Source organism: Tenuifilum thalassicum (assembly GCF_013265555.1).
GTDB classification, from domain to species: domain Bacteria; phylum Bacteroidota; class Bacteroidia; order Bacteroidales; family Tenuifilaceae; genus Tenuifilum; species Tenuifilum thalassicum.
The window spans coordinates 747,850-764,938 of the sequence record NZ_CP041345.1; the positions used below are offsets into that span (position 1 = coordinate 747,850).

The window sequence follows — 17,089 nt, forward strand, 5'->3', positions numbered from 1 at the left end:
TTTAAAGATATGGGACTTTTTTCATTTTTAACTCAAGAGTTAGCCATCGATTTGGGAACGGCTAACACTATTATTCTTTACAACGAAAAGATTGTTGTAGACCAGCCTTCAATTGTGGCAATTGACCAGTCTACTGGAAAGATGATTGCTATTGGTGAACAGGCAAGAGCCATGCATGGTAAAACCCATGAAAATATAAAAACTATTCGTCCCCTTCGCGACGGCGTTATTGCCGATTTTAATGCTGCAGAGCAGATGATTCGTGGAATGATTAGTCTTATTAATACTAAGAATCCTGTTTTTACACCATCGTTAAGAATGGTAATAGGCATCCCTAGTGGTAGTACTGAGGTTGAGATTCGTGCTGTACGAGATTCCGCTGAGCACGCTGGTGGGCGAGATGTTTATCTTATTTATGAGCCAATGGCCGCAGCTCTTGGGATTGGACTTGATGTGATGGCTCCTGAAGGAAGTATGGTTGTTGACATAGGTGGTGGTACAACCGAGATTGCCGTAATTGCACTAGGTGGTATTGTTTGCAATAAATCGGTTCGTATCGCAGGTGATGGATTTACTGCCGATATTCAGGCCTATATGCGCCAGCAGCACAATGTTAAGATTGGTGAGCGCACAGCCGAGGATATCAAAATTAATGTTGGATCTGCTTTACCCGATCTGGAAAATCCTCCTGCCGATTATATTGTACGTGGTCCCAACCTTATGACTGCATTACCCATTGAAGTACCCGTTTCGTACCAGGAGATTTCATACTGCCTCGATAAGTCTCTTTCTAAAATTGAATCGGCAATTTTTAACGTATTGGAGCAAACACCTCCTGAACTTTATGCCGATATCGTTCAAAAAGGTATCTATCTTGCTGGTGGTGGGGCCCTATTACGTGGTTTAGATAAGCGTCTATCAGAAAAGGTTAACATCCCATTCCACGTGGCCGAGGATCCATTACATGCTGTAGCTCGCGGTACTAGTATTGCTATTAAAAACCTTAGTTTCCCATTCCTGATGAGATAGTTATTGCTTGAACCATGAATAGCCTTCTAGATCTTCTTAAGCGCCTTTACAATCATCTGATCTTTCTAGTGCTTTTAGCGCTATCACTATCGCTTTACTTTAAAACCTCTTATTATCAAAAAGCAAAAATTAGCGTTGCCACTCGGATTATTACTGGGACATGGTATAAGCAAGTATCAAAAGTCACAGATCTTTTTAACCTGAGAAGAGAAAATGCAGAGCTTTTGAATGAGAATTTGGAACTTAGAAACCAGATTGAAGGTTATAAGTTTATGCTAAGGGAGTTGGTTGACACTATAGTAACTCAAGATGACTCGCTTAACTTCATTGAATATATTTCTTCAAACGTTATTAATAACTCTATAAACTCTCAACACAATTTCTTGATATTAGATGTTGGTGAAAATAAGGGTGTTAAGTCGGGAATGGGAGTTGTTTCAAATAATGGGGTTGTAGGAGTGGTTGCTTCTGTATCGAGCCATTATTCATCGGTTATCTCATTGCTTAATACCGACTTGCAGATTTCTGCCATGCATAAGAAATCTGGTGCTTTTGGTTCATTGTCGTGGGATGGAGCTAACTATCGAAAGGTAATATTGAATGAAATTCCTTTACACATAAACATAAGCAAAGGCGATACGATAGTTTCTAGCGGATATTCAGCCATCTTCCCTAAGGATATCCCAATTGGAAAGGTTGTTGACTTTCATTCTAAGGATGGCAGTTTTTTAGCAATTACTGTTGAACTATTTGCCGATTTTAAAACAATTAGCAAGGTTTATGTTATTAGGTCTCGGGTAAAGGAGGAAATAGATTCGTTACAACAAAATGTTGATTAATGTACAATAACGTTATTAAACATACTGGATTTGCATTTTTCCTGTTACTGTTTCAGCTACTTGTGCTGAATAATATCAATTTTTTTGGATATGCTAACCCTTATATATACATCCTTGTTATTTTGTTGCTTCCATACTCCACCCCGCGGTGGGCTATGCTATTAATTGGTTTCCTCCTTGGTTTGGTAGTTGATTATTTTTCTAACACCCTTGGTTTACATGCTACTGCAACCCTTGTTCTGTCATATTTAAGACCTATAATCCTAAGTCAATGGCGGTTTAAATCTGTTCAAGATGTTAGAGGTACTCCAAATATTTCAAATACTTCTCTTGAATGGTTTAGCCTTTACATTACAATTTCAGTGTTAATTCATCATCTTATTTTATTCTTTATTGAGACTTTTACCTTAAATCATCTAGGCTTAACTTTACTGAGAGTCATAATTAGTTCTGGTTTATCAGTAGTTACGATTTTAATTATTGAACTTTGGCGATTAAGAAAAAAGGAGTAGCTTGTGGCTGATATTAGTGAGAATAGAAGAAAGACTGTAATTTCAATAATAATAGCTCTCGCTTTTTTTGCCATAATTGGCAAGTTATTCTACATTCAGGTAATTGATAGTTCCTACAAGTTCTCTGCTGCAAATAATGTTCTTCGATATGTAACCCAATATCCTGCTCGAGGGTTAATTCTCGATAGGAATGGAATCCCTTTAGTTACAAACAAAACCGCATACGATATTTTAATTGTAAAGAAGCAGGTTAAGCCTTTTGATACGCTTGAGTTTGCAAATTTGTTAGGCTTAACCGTTGAGCAGGTTAAGCAAGCTTTTATCGATGTTACAAAGCAGCGTGGTTATTCACCACGCAAGGCTGTAGTGCTATTAAAACAGATACCTGCAGAAAGATATGCCCGTCTTCAGGAAATGCTTTACAAATACCAAGGGTTTGAAATTCAGCCAAGAACTATTCGTAACTATGAAAAACCAATTGCTGCGCATGTGCTTGGCTATGTAGGTGAAGTTGATGAGAACAAAATAAAAAGCGATCCCTACTACCAGCTTGGCGACTATATTGGAATAAACGGGCTTGAACGTTCATACGAAAGTGTTCTTCGTGGGAAAAAAGGGGTTAAAGTCTTTCTTGTTGATGTACATAACAGGATAAAGGGTTCTTATGAAAACGGAAAATACGATTCACTTGCAGTGCCTGGAAAAAACATAACCAGCACACTTGATGTAAAGTTGCAGGAATATGGAGAGAAACTAATGAAGAATAAGATTGGCAGTATCGTTGCTATTGAACCCAAAACAGGAGAAGTTTTAGCAATGATTTCAAGCCCAACCTACGACCCAAATTTGTTGGTTGGGCGCGAACGGGCGTTCAACTTCCGTAGCCTATTAAACGATACCCTTAAGCCTATCTTTAACAGGTCGATTATGGCTCTTTATCCTCCAGGTTCAACTTTTAAAGTTGTTAATGCTTTAATAGGCTTACAGGAAAAAGTAGTTGCCCCATATACAAAATATGAGTGCCATGGTGGGTATACAATTGGGCGAGGTGTAGGTTGTCATCATCACCCCTCACCAGTTAATCTTATACAATCAATCCAGGTTTCATGTAATACCTATTACTGCCATGTTTTTAGAAACATTATTGATAAAAAAGATTTTGGTTCCGTTGAGGATGGTTTAAATGCTTGGAAAAAACATGTTCTATCCTTTGGTTATGGCAAAAAGTTGGGTATCGATTTACCCAACGAGTTAAATGGAATAGTTCCTTCTGTATCGTTTTACAATAAGTATTTTAGAAGGGGGGGATGGAGTTCCCTAACTATCATTTCACTTGCTATTGGTCAAGGAGAGCTAGCAGTGACCCCACTTCAAATGGCAAATCTTGTTGCTACTATTGCAAACAAAGGTTTCTATAAAACGCCACATGTGGTTAAATCGATTGAGGGACAAAGTATTGACGAGAAGTTCACTCAAAATCATTACACAACAATAGATTCATCTTACTTCGATTATATCATTGAGGGTATGGATTTGGCCGTTAATGGTGAACCTGGAAGTGGGAGTACAGCACGCATTGCTGCTCTTCCCGATATTAGAATTTGTGGTAAAACTGGTACAGCTCAGAATCCACATGGCAAGGATCACTCAGTATTTTTTGCATTTGCACCTAAAGACGATCCCAAAATTGCCATTTCGGTTTATGTGGAGAATGCTGGATATGGTGCAACATGGGCTGCACCAATTGCAAGTTTGATGATTGAGAAATATTTAAAGGATACAATTTCCAGACCTTGGTTGGAAAAATATATAATGGAAGCTAATTTACTCGATAGACGTGCAAAGGCGAATTAACATATTACGAAGTCTCGATTGGGGTGCAGTTGTCCTCTACATCATTTTGGTGTTAATGGGGTGGTTTAATATTTATGCTGCTGTTTACAGCGATGAGTTTAGCAGCATTTTTGATTTGTCGCAACGATATGGGAAACAGCTGCTTTGGATAATTTTTGCTTTTGTTCTGGCAATCATTGTTCTTCTTACGAACGATAGGATATACCCGGCCTTTGCCTATATATTTTATGCTTTGGCACTATTAGCCCTAATTTCAACATTGATATTTGGTAGAACGGTAAATGCTTCCAAATCGTGGATTCAGGTAGGTGGATTTGGACTTCAACCAGCCGAGTTTGCTAAAATTGCCACGTCTTTGGCTCTTGCCAAATTACTTAGTAGCTACGGATTTAAGTTGACCAATTTTTGGTCGTACCTTAAAGCTGGGGTTATTTTAGCATTACCTGTTGGTATAATTCTTATGCAGAATGATACAGGTTCTGCCCTAGTATTTGGAGCATTAATCCTTGTACTATATCGAGAGGGACTTCCTTCGTGGATTTTAGCTTATTTAGGATTTCTAATTGCTGTGTTTATTTTAACCCTAAAGTATAGTAGTGCGACTCTTATTTCTATCATATTCTTTGTTTCCTTCATACTTTTTATTCTTTACACCCGTCGGTATCGCGATGCCTTTAGGGTGTTACTTATGGCACTTGGATTAGGGTTAGTTCTTTATCTTGCATCTCAGTTCTTAAAACTCCGGCTATCGGTTACTTTGATATTTCTAATTCCTGTTCTGCTTTGCTCAATTATTGGTTTGTTCTACGCCTATTTTAAACGGGTAAAACCAGTTTACCTAATTTCGTTATTTCTTATAGTAACTCTTGCTTTCTCTTTTTCTACCGATTATGTATTTGAGAGAGTTCTCGATGTTCATCATCAAAAAAGAATTTACGATTTGTTAGGCATTGAGGATGATCCTTTGGGGTGGGGATACAATGTAAACCAATCGAAAATAGCAATTGGTTCAGGTGGTTTCTGGGGTAAGGGGTATCTTGCTGGTACGCAAACAAAGTATAATTTTGTTCCTGAGCAAAGTACCGACTTTATTTTCTGCACTGTTGGCGAGGAGTGGGGGTTTGTGGGTTCCACTGTTGTTGTCTTACTTATTCTGACATTTCTTTTACGGCTATTAAAAATTGCAGAACGACAAACCGAACATTTTGCCCGAGTTTATGGCTATGCAGTAGTTTCTATTTTGTTTTTCCATGCTGCTGTAAACATTTCAATGACAATAGGGCTAATGCCAGTGATTGGGATTCCCCTCCCATTTTTTAGCTATGGAGGATCGTCGTTGTGGGCGTTTACAATTCTTGTTTTTATCCTTTTACGCTTCGATATGTCGCGATATGGCGCATACTAGGCTGTATCTGGAATTCGCGCTCAACCATTATAGTTAAATCCGATAAAAGCTTGTTGAGCTTCTCTCTCAGGAGTTCGTAGTTATCTTTTACTACGTTAAGAGCCTGTTCCGGATCACCTTGTAGCGATGTGTGGTTGCTCATAATATTAAGCGCTTTGATGATACCAGAATCGCTTCGGTATGAGTATAAACGATTGCTGTGAATCATGAATGGAAGAAAGCCTCGAACTCGAGGCGGTAGTAAGTGGTAACGTTGCAACATTTGAAAATAGAATGTTCGTGTAAATCCCTTTAAAGGTCGGTTGGAGTAATTTTCCCATTCTTTGGCCAATATGTAGTCGAACATCACATCTGTTACAACTCCGGCCCAACGTCCATAACTCTCTTTGAGCAATTCCCTACAAATTTTCCATGAGCTATGCTTATCGGTATGAAAATCAATGGCCCGATGTAGGTTTATCCCTTTTTGAATGGTTTTGGGGTAGCTAAATATCGTTTTACCTTTTACGTAGTCGCCTATGAAGTTCCCAAGACGAATTTCTATATCTTCTCCCGAAAGATAGAGATGTGCTAAAAAGTTCATAAGTATTATTTGCCTTTGAGAGAGGCTGAGGAAATTACTTCATCTTGCCCATTTGGGTTGTAGCGCATAAGGTTAAATTGCTCCCCATCCCAAACACCATAAGTGTTGCTTACCAGCCAATCACCAAGTACTGTTAAATTAGAATTATCAGCAAGCGGGTATATTATTGGAGAATGCCAGTGACCAAAGATGAAAAAATCAAAATGTTCATCGCTAAGTTTTATGCGGGAGAATTTGGTTATTTGTTCTTCCTCGCCTCGGAAGTTGTGGGTTATTTCTTTAGAGTATCGGCTGCTAACACTCCACTGATTTCCAAACCATAACGAGAAGTTTGGGTGTAACTTGGCAAATAGCCACTGGAGGGTAGGGCTAGTAAAAATTCTTTTTAGTAACTTGTAGCCAGGATCGCCAGGTCCCAACCCATCGCCATGGGCAAGAAGGAATCTTGCTCCTAGGAGCTCACGTACTATAGGTTCACGATGTATTGTTACGCCTAATTCTTTTTCAAAATAATCGAACATCCAAACATCGTGATTACCCGTAAAAAAATGCACAGGAATACCACTATCGGTAAACTGGGCAATTTTCCCTAGAAATCTGGTGTACCCTTTGGGTACAACTCTTCGGTATTCAAACCAGAAATCAAAGATGTCGCCAAGTAGGTAAAGCTCCGAGGTGCTTGGGTAAATTTCATCGAGCCAGGAAACAAACATTTTCTCCCTAGGTAAACTTTTCTCAAGGTTAGGTAATCCCAAATGTAGGTCGGAAGCAAAGTATATTTTCTTATCCTGGCTCATTAAAGACTAATGGTTTAAATATTCATTAAGAGCTTTTTGGAGTTCTTTCCCATAAAGGTTCTTGCCAATAATGTTGAAATCTTTACCAATAAGATAGTTGGCAGGAATTTGCTTAACATTATAGAAGATAGCAGCTTGTGACTTTTTGGGATCTTCTTCTCTCACACTAATCCAAGGAATATTTGAACTATTCAGGTAGTTAAGCCAAGCTTCCTTTGTCGAATCGTACGAAATCTGGTAAACCTCAAACCCCTTACTCTTATATTTCTTATAAATTTCCATTAGCTCCCTATTGTCAAGTAAGCTAACAGTGTTTTCGCTTGTGAAAAAGTCGAGCAGCACAACTTTACCTTTTAAAGAAGATAGGGTGATTTTTTTACCATGACGGTCAGATATTGAAAGATCTGGTATAGGCATTTCAGCATTTTGTATCATTTGCTGAAATTTCGCATTAGTAATTTTCTTTTCTATGCTTTTAATGTCCTCAAGCATACCTTTGGTGTAGTTCGATTTAGGGTATAGGGCTTTCCAAGCCGATGCAACCATTTTAATAAGCAAGAGGTCGTCTGAGCTGTCAAACACGTAAATGTTATCGTTGTATTTTAGATAGAGGGCCATGATGCTTGCTTTCGACATAGGATTATCCCAAATAAATTTTGTTAATTCATCTTTTATCCGCTTACGCTCAGCATCAAATTCCTTATTAAGGGCTTCTCGCTCTTCTGGTGAGTCAGAACTTAAGTACCTGTTTGATAGTACATCTACTTTGGCTTTTGATTTGGCAAAAGCCAAAACAACTTCTTTAACTTTTGAGGAACCCTCTGATCCTTCAACCTGATAGCTAAGTATGTTGTTTAAGTCAAGAGTTAGCTTTATTCTTTCGCCTTTGCTTGCAAGTATGGTTACCGCTTTCCCATCCTTTGTGCCAATTGAATAAAATTCTGGCTCATCGCCCTGTTTTATCCTAAAACGTTTATGGTTTTCGCCCTTGCTAATTTTTACAGAATCAACTTTAAAAATCTGATTAAAATCAATCCTATTCAGATATAAAACATTTTTATCAGGACTATTGATGTTAACATCAACCACAACATCGTCTTTGCTGCCGCATCCTGCAATTAAAGCAACCAATAATATCGAAATGCAAAATCTAAAACGCATAGTTATATTCTGTTTATGATTGAATGCAAATTTAGATAAACTTTACAATTTGCCACATTCTTTAATGTTCTTATGACAATAAAATTGCATTTTTGTAAAAAAACTTTTTAAAAGATGAGATCTAAACCCGAAGGTTCATACATAAGCTACTTTAGCAATTTAGTAAAAAGCAATGGTGGAATAAACCTTGCACAGGGTATCCCTGGTTTTCAGCCACCAAAAAAATTAATTGATATTTTGAATGATGTTTCCTCAACGGAGGTTCATCAGTATGCTCCTGGCATAGGTAATCTTAAACTCAGGGCGCTTGTGGAGCAGTATTATGGGGTAAGCCCCGATCAACTGCTGATGGTTCAGGGTGCAACCGAAGGCCTTTCGCTTGTTTACACTTATCTTCTTAAAATTTTAGGAAGTGATTTTGGGGTGCTTTCGTTCAACCCTGCATACGAAAGTTATAGCCAGCTACCCAAAATATTTGGTCAGCAGTTTGTTGAGTTTTATTTAGATGAAAATAACTCTATTGATTTTGACGAGTTGGGAAAAACAGTTGAGAGGAATAGGGTAAAATTGATTTTTATTAGCTCGCCAGGAAATCCTTATGGTAAAATTTGGAGTAGGGATGAGATTGATAACATTTTGAATTTAGCCGAAAAACATGGAGTTTACATCGTTTTCGATTCAGTCTACGAGGAACTATATTTTGAATACAAACCATACATTCCTATTGATAGGCTGAATGAAAGGCTATTTATTGTAAGCAGTTTCTCAAAATCGCTTTGCATTACAGGTTGGCGAATTGGATACATAATTCATCATTCAACACATTGTAAAGGATTACGCGCTGTTCACGATTATATTGGGTTGTGTGCACCCAGCGTTTTGCAGGAAGCCCTTGCATTATATCTATCACAGAACGGGTATGGCTGTGATTTTATGGAGTCGTTTAGAGAAAATGTTAAGTTATCGTTTAATGAGCTCAGCAAAGGCCTGTTGGAGCTAGGTTTTCATGTTCCTAAAATTGATGGGGGATGTTTTGTTTGGGCTGAGCTACCACCCAAATTTGACGATGGCTTTGAGTTTGCATCTGAGCTATATGAGCAAAAGCGTGTAGCTGTGATCCCAGGAGAACACTTTAGCAAATCGAGTACAAAGTGGATTAGGTTTAATGTTGCACGGCCTGTAGATGAAATAAGGCTTGCCGTAACATGTTTGAAAGAGTTTTTTTAGGGAATAATGCAGATTGTTTCATTAATACTATTCTTGCTTTATGCAATAGCTATTCTTATACTGCTTGGTGGCTTGCTGAGTTCTAAGTGGGTAAGGGAAAATAATGTTTACAGAACTGAAAATAGAAAGGTCTCAGTTATAGTTGCCTTTAGGAACGAGAGAGGCTGTTTAACTGAACTAATTAAATCGTTAGCGGGTCAGGATTTGCAATATAACCACTGGGAGGCAATTCTTGTTGACGACCATTCCAGCGACGGTAGCTATGAATTGGCCCTGAGTTTAGCCCAAGGGCTACCCTTTAGCCTTTATAAATTACCTAAGGAACTTAAGGGCAAAAAGAGTGCGCTGCTTTTCGGTTTGTCAAAAGCACAACATGATATAGTAGCCATAACCGATGCCGATTGTGTACTTCCAAGTTCTTGGTTGCGCGAAATTTCATTTGAAATGGCTCACACCGATTTTTTTCAGGGCGAAGTTCGACCGATTGTAGGTGCGAAAAGTCTAATCTCATGGTTTGAGGCATTGGATTATACATCATTAATGGCTGTTTCTGCTGCATCGTTTGCATTACATCGACCTGTGATTGCAGCGTCGGCTAACCTGGCATTTAATAGGAAGCTAATTCCCGTAGATTCTGAATCGATTCGGCTTGATGTTCACTCTGGTGACGATATGTTCCTGCTCCACGCAGCAAAAAAGCAGAAAATTAGGAGGATGAGATTTTTGTCGTCGACAAATATAGCCGTGCAAACATACTTTGATGGCGGGTGGAGCGGATTTCTTAATCGTCGTATACGTTGGGCATCAAAAGCAAAAAGCTATACCGATATTGAAACCATTATACTCGCTTCAATTGTTTTTGCAATAAATGCCTGGCTTGTTATGTTACTAGTCTTGGGCGCTTTGGGCTTTTTTGATATCATGTTTCCATTAAAAGTTTGGTTCTGGAAATCAGCCATAGATTTTATATTTCTCTTTACCTATCTTATTAGAACAAACCAGCTTAAACTTTTGGTTGTTTTTTTACCTTTACAGGTTGTTTATCCGTTTTACATTACATTGGCAGCACTAACAGGATTAATTAAAGGAATAACTTGGAAAGGAAGAACAAGCGTTTAGAGGATTTAGCAAGGAGTGGTTCGCCCATGCGAATAGCTATTCGAAGGCTTTTGGCCGATAGGCTGGCTGTTGCTTCCATCTCATTTATTGCATTTGTTGCTTTAGTGGCAATTCTTGGCTATCTTATTACACCCGACAGCACCCCTTTTGCCAACAATCAGCATCTACAACTTGCCACGCTAAAGCCTGGAGCAAAGGTTAAATTCCTTTTGGTCCGCAAACAGCATGATGTTAAGCAACGAAATCTAATTGGCCGGATGCTTTTTGGACAGGAGTCCATTTACGATGAGATTCCTGTTGATTCCATATATATTGATGGTTACAAGGTTTATGCAACGGAGTATAACCCTATTCCTGAATCAAATGCATTTGTTAGGGAGTTTTTCCTACCAGAGGTACTATATGGGTTAGATAAAGACAAAAAGTTTCTAGCTGATGGCGATACTCTAATAGTATTCCAAAACAATGGCAAAGAGACTCGAGTGAACTTGCAGGATGCTAAAGATGAACTATTTAGGAGTAGGATAATAGAACGGCGATTTTGGTTGGGCACCGATAGGTTTGGACGCGATTTGCTAAGCAGGCTTATAATTGGCGCACGCATTTCGCTTTCAGTTGGCTTTATAGCGGTAGCAATAGCCCTTGTCATTGGTATCTTGTTTGGCGCCATTGCTGGGTTTTCCCGTGGTTTTGTCGACGATGCCATAATGTGGTTGGTAAATGTGGTTTGGTCGGTTCCTACATTGCTTATGGTAATTGCTTTGACCATGGTTATTGGTAAAGGTTTTTGGCAAATATTTGTTGCCGTTGGCCTTACAATGTGGGTAGATATGGCGCGTGTGGTTCGCGGACAGGTGATGAGCGTAAGGGAGAAAGAGTATGTTGAAGCCGCAAGGGTTTTAGGATATAGCCGATGGCGAACAATTTTCAGACACGTACTTCCAAATATCTTGGCACCTGTTATAATTGTTTCGGCAAGCAATTTTTCAACAGCTATTCTTCTTGAGGCAGGCCTAAGCTTTTTAGGAGTTGGAGTGCAGCCGCCAGCACCATCGTGGGGAACAATGATTCGCGACCACTATGGATATATCATAATGGGGAAAGCATACCTAGCGCTTATCCCTGGCTTTGCCATGATGCTCCTTGTTTTAGCGTTCAATCTGCTTGGTAATAGCCTCCGTGATGCATTGGATCCTAGGGAATAAACAAAAGGCTTAGTATTTCTAAGCCTTTTGTTGTTATCTCGATTAATTTTATTACTCAACCCACTTTTTTACATCGTCCATGCTAGGGTTTGCCAGTCCGAGCTTGTTCTTTTTGTTATAGCCGCAGAGGTCGTTAAATAGCTTACCTGCTGCTGCGCCTTTAAGCGAAGCTACAGTTGAGAATCCCATCTTTTGTAAAACTGGCACCCATTCGGCAGGAATGCCCTTTTGAGTATATGCCTCAACCGAGTCCTTTTGGGGTTTCTTTTCGGGTCGCATTTGAGGGAACAGCAGTACATCTTGTATGGATTGCTGGTTGGTCATGAACATGGTAAGGCGGTCGATTCCAATGCCCATACCCGAGCAGGTGGGCATGCCATATTCAAGAGCGCGCACAAAATCCATATCGATGTACATGGCCTCATCGTCGCCACGCTCGCTTAATCTGAGCTGTTCCTGGAAACGTTCCAATTGGTCGATGGGGTCGTTCAATTCGCTGTAGGCGTTGCATAGCTCCTTACCTGCAACGAATAGCTCAAAACGTTCAGTTAGTTCAGGATTATTGCGGTGTCGCTTGCATAGTGGCGACATCTCAATTGGGTAGTCCATGATAAAGGTTGGCTGTACGAGGTGCTCCTCACATTTCTCACCAAAGATGGCATCAATCAGTTTGCCTTTACCCATGGTTTCATCAGTCTCAATCTCTAGCTGTTTGCATATTTCTCTAAGCTCTTCCTCTGTTTTCCCAGTAATATCAACACCCGCATATTCCTTAATTGCATCGGTCATAGTCATGCGGCGGAATGGACGTTTAAAATCGATTTCCTTATCGCCAAAAGTTACTTTTGTAGTTCCATGTAGGGCAAGAGCCACGCGCTCAAGCATCTCCTCGGTGAAATCCATCATCCAAAAGTAATCCTTGTAGGCCACGTAAATTTCCATGACGGTAAACTCGGGATTATGGGTGCGGTCCATACCCTCGTTTCGGAAATCTTTGGCAAATTCATATACCCCGTTAAACCCGCCAACAATAAGTCTTTTTAGGTACAACTCGTTGGCAATGCGAAGATAAAGGGGGATGTCGAGTGCATTGTGATGCGTAACAAATGGACGCGCCGCAGCACCGCCTGGAATGGGTTGTAGAATTGGTGTTTCAACCTCAAGGTAACCCTTTGAGTTGAAAAACTCACGCATGGTATTAATTATGGTTGCGCGTTTGCGGAATGTTTCGCGAACACCAGGATTGATGATAAGGTCGACATAACGCTGACGATAACGAAACTCAGGGTCTGTTACCGCATCAAATACCTTACCGTCTTTCTCTTTTACAATTGGTAATGGCCTTAATGATTTGGCAAGAACTGTTAGCTCCTTGGCATGTATTGATTCTTCACCCATCTTGGTGCGGAAAACAAAACCCTTGATACCAACAATATCGCCAATATCGAGTAGTTTCTTAAATACCTTATTATACAAAGTTTTATCTTCGCCAGGGCAGATGTCATCGCGTTTGACGTAGATTTGAATCTTGCCTTTCTCGTCCTGAAGTTCAAAGAAAGATGCATTTCCCATAATACGACGCGACATAATACGTCCTGCAACGCAAACATCTGCTTGCTTTTCGCACATATTCTCGAAATCGCCTAAGATATCGGCAGTGCTGTGCGATACAGGATACATCGCAGCAGGGTAGGGATCTACCCCTAATTTGCGCATTTCTTCAAGCGATTGTCTACGGATTATTTCCTGTTCGCTAAGTTCTTCGTATAAAGCCATTTCTATTTTATATTTTTTGAACTTGCAAAAATACAAGTTTTTTTACGAATAGGTATGTCAATTAAAATATCTATTAAACAAAAAGGGGGAAATCCCCCTTTTGTTATCTTTTCAAATCTCATAAATTACTTATCTAATCTGCAAGAATTTAATTAATGATTAATGGATTCTTTTTGCTTGACCTGTCCACTCTGCAAACTTCTTCTGGAGAGTAACAGTTACACGATACATCACGGGAACTATAATTAGAGTAAGAAAAGTTGAGAAGGTAAGACCAAAGATTACTGTCCATGAAATTGGTCCCCAGAAAATCACATTATCACCCCCAAAATAAAGGTCGGGCTTAAATCGACTGAGGGCCCCATAGAAGTCGAAGTTCATTCCTATAGCCATGGGGATAAGACCAAGAATTGTTGTAATTGCAGTTAGTAGAACAGGCCGTAGCCTTGTTTTCCCTGCAGTAATAATGCAGTCTGTAGCATATTTCATGGGTAGAAAATCGTTCTCGGCTAGTCCAAGCTCAACTCTACGACGCTCCTTTAGAAGTCCAATGTAGTCAATTAGCACGATGGCATTATTAACAACAATTCCGGCAAGCGAAACAAGTCCTATACCAGTCATTACCACTACAAAATCCATTTTAAAAGTGGCTATTCCCCCAAAAACACCGATGGTGCTAAACAGAACGCTAGTCATAATAATTAAGGGTCGAATTAAGGAGTTAAACTGTGTAACAAGTATAAGGAGAATTAGAGACAGTGCTATGAGCATTGCCCTACTTAGGAACTCCATCGATTTTTGTTGCTCCTCCTGTTCGCCTGTAAATGATATACTATAGCCTTCTGGCAGGTTGAAATCCGATAGTAGAAGCTTTAGCTGGTTGTTTATGCTGGTCGCATTATAACCCTTTACAACGTTTGAGTAGATGGTAACAACACGTTTTTTGTCTTTACGCATTACCGAACCATAGGTGTTTGAGTATTCAAAATCGGCAACAGCAGAAAGGGGAATCTGAACGAGTTGACCGTTCTCCATAAAACCAATCTTCTGGTTCATGATATCGGCAAGGCTGTAACGATACTTATCGGCATACCTCAGCTGTATAGAGTAGTCGTCTTCGCCATCCTTAAATTTTGAAATCTCCTTACCATATATGGCTGTTCTTATTGTTGAGGCAATTTGCATGGTACTAAGTCCAAACCGTCTTGCCTTATCCCTATCAATTTTAACAATCAGTTCGGGTTTGCCTAGCTCAATGTCAAGTTTAAGTCCCTCAATGCCGTCAATGTTATTTGAGTTGATGTAGCTGATGATAGAATCGGCCGATGAAATTAAGGTTTCAAAATCTTGACCACTAACCTCAATATTAATTGCTTTTCCAGCGGGAGGCCCCATCTGATTTTGGGCAATTGATATTTTTACACCAGGATATTTGTTTAGCAGCTCCTCATTTAGCTGACGCATTATTTTTGACGTATTTACTCCTCCGCGGTCCTTGTAATCGACAAAGGTGATTGTTGTTAGCCCCTTGTTGAATTGTGAGCCTGCTAATGCCCACTTCTCTGGGTCGCCTTTACCAACGGTAGTAAGAACCGATTTGACAATTTCTTTATTTGGTGCGAGAACCCTATTGATATCATTCTCTATCATCATCATTACCGAATCAGTTGCTGCCAAATCGCTTCCTATTGGTAGCTCCGCAATAACATTGATATAGTTAGGGTCGCTTGAAGGGAAGAATTTGATTTCGGGCGAACGGATAGCAAAGAAAATGATTGTAAAAATAAGAAGGAAGAAAGTGCCTAGTGTAATCCAAAATGGTCGTTTCCCAACTAAGCTAAATGTTAAAACCTTAGTGTAGGCTCTCTCTAGCCAGGTTAAGAATCGGTAACGGAACCATCGTTCAACCTTATAAAAGAAAATTGCATTTAGGAAGATGATAATGGCCAGTATGGCAAGAATATTTGCAAGTATAAACACTTTTGTTAGGTAGAAAACGACAGCAAAGGCACCAATTATTGACGAGGCTCTGTAGGCTTTGCGTTTATCGGGAATGTTATCGTGCATCTCATCGCCATGCTTAATAAATGTTGCAGTAATTACTGGAATAATGACTAGCGCAACAGCAAGCGATGATGTAAGAACAATGATAAGGGTTACAGGAAGGTTCTTCATGAATTCACCAGTAAGCCCTTGCCAAAAGGCTAAAGGTAGAAACGCTGCAAGTGTTGTAATTGTCGACGCAATTACTGGTCCTGCTATTTCTCCCACTGCTAATCTTGCAGCTTCAAAGGGCTTATGGCCATTATCGACAAAGCGATAGATGTTCTCAACTACAACTATAGCATTATCAACAAGCATTCCCAATGCAAGTATTAGCGAAAATAGCACAATCATGTTGATACGATAACCAATAAGGTTAATCACAACAAATGAAAGGAGCATACTTAAAGGAATTGAAAGCCCAACGAAAAGAGCGTTTCGAGTGCCTAAAAAGTAAAAAAGAACGAGTACAACTAGGATTACTCCAAGTATCATGCTATTTTCTAAGTTCGATAGCTGCTTTCTAATAAGGTCGCTTTGGTCGTTTGTTATAGTTAATTCAAGCTGAGCAGGAAGAACCTTTGATTTTTGCGCATGTTCAAGAATGGCAAAAATCTGGTCGGTGGCATTTAGCAGGTTCTCGCCACTCTTTTTCACCACCTGAACAGAAACTACTGGCTTCCCGTTTAGTCGTGCAATAGTTGTGGGCTCTTTGAAAGTGTCCTTTACCTTTGCCACATCGCGTAGGTAAATAGTTTTATCCTTATCGCGTTTTACCGATATGGCCTCAATCTCCTTGATGCTGGCGAACTCACCTATAATTCGAATGGAACGACGGGTTTTTCCAATCTTTATATCGCCTCCCGACATCGAAACGTTTTCGAATCGCACTGCATTCTCTATATCTGTGAAGCTTAGGCCTAGCGATTCGAGCTTAATCATATCGACTTCAATAACAATTTCCCTATCTTCTACACCTTGAATGTTAACCTTTGATACTTCCGGAATGGCTTCAATTTCATCCTCAAGGTATTCGGCAAATCGTTTCAGCTCCTGAATGGAGTAGTCGCCCGAAAGGTTGATGTTGATAATGGGGAATTCGGAGAAGTCTATATCGTTTACAACTGGGTCGGTTAGCAAGTCGTTTGGCAGCTCGCTCTTTGCCCTGTCAACCGCATCCTTGGTTTCCTGAAGCGCATCGGGAATTGAAACATCGGTGTTGAACTCTACAAGAATCATTGAAGCGTCCTGCAACGATGTCGACGAAAGCTTCTTTAACCCCTTTACATCCTCTAGCTCCTTTTCGAGTGGACGGGTAATTAGGTTCTCAATATCAACAGGCGGATTCCCCGGGTAGAAGGTTTGCACCATAATGGTAGGATAGTAAACCTCAGGGAAAAGCTCCTTGGGTAGCCCCTTATATGCTACTATTCCAAATAGGGCAATAATAAAAGAAAGAAGAAATATGGTATTCCTATTTTTTAGTGCCCAAGTTGTAGGACCAAAGTTTCGTATTATGTTTTTATTATCCATGGCTTA

13 protein-coding genes are annotated in these 17,089 nt (G+C 39.7%); 8 read left to right on the forward strand and 5 right to left on the reverse strand.

Features of this window, described 5'->3' with window-relative positions; genetic code table 11:
* Positions 1 to 9 precede the first annotated feature (9 nt).
* From FHG85_RS03080 to rodA, 5 genes are read left to right on the forward strand one after another with little or no spacing between them, the layout of a single operon-like run.
* Entirely contained in the window at positions 10 to 1,029 is a 1,020-nt protein-coding gene (locus FHG85_RS03080) for a rod shape-determining protein (protein ID WP_173072902.1), read from the forward strand.
* A 14-nt stretch (positions 1,030 to 1,043) separates the two neighbouring features.
* Positions 1,044 to 1,868: a rod shape-determining protein MreC gene (gene mreC / locus FHG85_RS03085; RefSeq protein WP_173072904.1), complete on the forward strand. Its 825-nt coding sequence runs from the start codon at positions 1,044 to 1,046 to the stop codon at positions 1,866 to 1,868.
* Positions 1,868 to 2,380, forward strand: a complete 513-nt coding sequence (gene mreD / locus FHG85_RS03090; protein ID WP_173072905.1) for a rod shape-determining protein MreD — start codon at positions 1,868 to 1,870, stop codon at positions 2,378 to 2,380. Before mreC ends, mreD begins: the two co-directional genes overlap by 1 nt.
* Positions 2,381 to 2,383: 3 nt before the next feature.
* Positions 2,384 to 4,234 (forward strand): penicillin-binding protein 2, encoded by a 1,851-nt coding sequence (gene mrdA / locus FHG85_RS03095; RefSeq protein ID WP_246249261.1) that lies wholly within the window; start codon positions 2,384 to 2,386, stop codon positions 4,232 to 4,234.
* Positions 4,218 to 5,639 carry a rod shape-determining protein RodA gene (gene rodA, locus FHG85_RS03100; RefSeq protein ID WP_173072906.1) on the forward strand — a complete coding sequence of 474 codons (1,422 nt, stop codon included), beginning with the start codon at positions 4,218 to 4,220 and terminating at the stop codon, positions 5,637 to 5,639. The genes mrdA and rodA overlap by 17 nt, the downstream gene beginning before the upstream one ends.
* Here rodA and FHG85_RS03105 read toward each other — a convergent pair.
* Genes FHG85_RS03105 through FHG85_RS03115 form a run of 3 tightly spaced genes read right to left on the reverse strand, consistent with a single transcriptional unit; the run spans position 5,596 to position 8,180 of the window.
* A complete protein-coding gene (locus tag FHG85_RS03105; RefSeq protein ID WP_173072907.1) occupies positions 5,596 to 6,222 on the reverse strand; it encodes an acyl carrier protein phosphodiesterase in 627 nt (208 codons plus the stop codon). The two genes, rodA and FHG85_RS03105, sit on opposite strands and share 44 nt — an antisense overlap.
* 5 nt (positions 6,223 to 6,227) lie before the next feature.
* Complete coding sequence (locus FHG85_RS03110) at positions 6,228 to 7,019, reverse strand: UDP-2,3-diacylglucosamine diphosphatase (protein WP_173072908.1); 792 nt, start codon at positions 7,017 to 7,019, stop codon at positions 6,228 to 6,230.
* Between the two features lie 6 nt (positions 7,020 to 7,025).
* The gene (locus FHG85_RS03115) at positions 7,026 to 8,180 is read right to left on the reverse strand and encodes a TlpA family protein disulfide reductase (RefSeq protein WP_173072909.1); all 1,155 of its coding nucleotides are present in this window, start codon (positions 8,178 to 8,180) and stop codon (positions 7,026 to 7,028) included.
* 114 nt (positions 8,181 to 8,294) lie between these two features.
* Between FHG85_RS03115 and FHG85_RS03120 the strand changes: the two genes are divergently transcribed.
* The 3 genes from FHG85_RS03120 to FHG85_RS03130 are packed head-to-tail and all read left to right on the forward strand — an operon-like array spanning position 8,295 to position 11,731.
* Positions 8,295 to 9,407 (forward strand): pyridoxal phosphate-dependent aminotransferase, encoded by a 1,113-nt coding sequence (locus tag FHG85_RS03120; protein WP_173072911.1) that lies wholly within the window; start codon positions 8,295 to 8,297, stop codon positions 9,405 to 9,407.
* A 6-nt stretch (positions 9,408 to 9,413) separates the two neighbouring features.
* Entirely contained in the window at positions 9,414 to 10,526 is a 1,113-nt protein-coding gene (locus FHG85_RS03125; RefSeq protein ID WP_173072913.1) for a glycosyltransferase, read from the forward strand.
* The gene (locus FHG85_RS03130) at positions 10,502 to 11,731 is read left to right on the forward strand and encodes an ABC transporter permease (protein ID WP_220429226.1); all 1,230 of its coding nucleotides are present in this window, start codon (positions 10,502 to 10,504) and stop codon (positions 11,729 to 11,731) included. The genes FHG85_RS03125 and FHG85_RS03130 overlap by 25 nt, the downstream gene beginning before the upstream one ends.
* A 51-nt stretch (positions 11,732 to 11,782) precedes the next feature.
* On the opposite strand, the gene lysS is transcribed toward FHG85_RS03130, so the two are convergent.
* Both lysS and FHG85_RS03140 read right to left on the reverse strand, forming a co-directional pair.
* A complete protein-coding gene (gene lysS, locus FHG85_RS03135) occupies positions 11,783 to 13,507 on the reverse strand; it encodes a lysine--tRNA ligase (protein ID WP_173072915.1) in 1,725 nt (574 codons plus the stop codon).
* 159 nt (positions 13,508 to 13,666) lie between these two features.
* Positions 13,667 to 17,083 (reverse strand): efflux RND transporter permease subunit, encoded by a 3,417-nt coding sequence (locus FHG85_RS03140; protein WP_173072917.1) that lies wholly within the window; start codon positions 17,081 to 17,083, stop codon positions 13,667 to 13,669.
* Positions 17,084 to 17,089 lie beyond the last annotated feature (6 nt).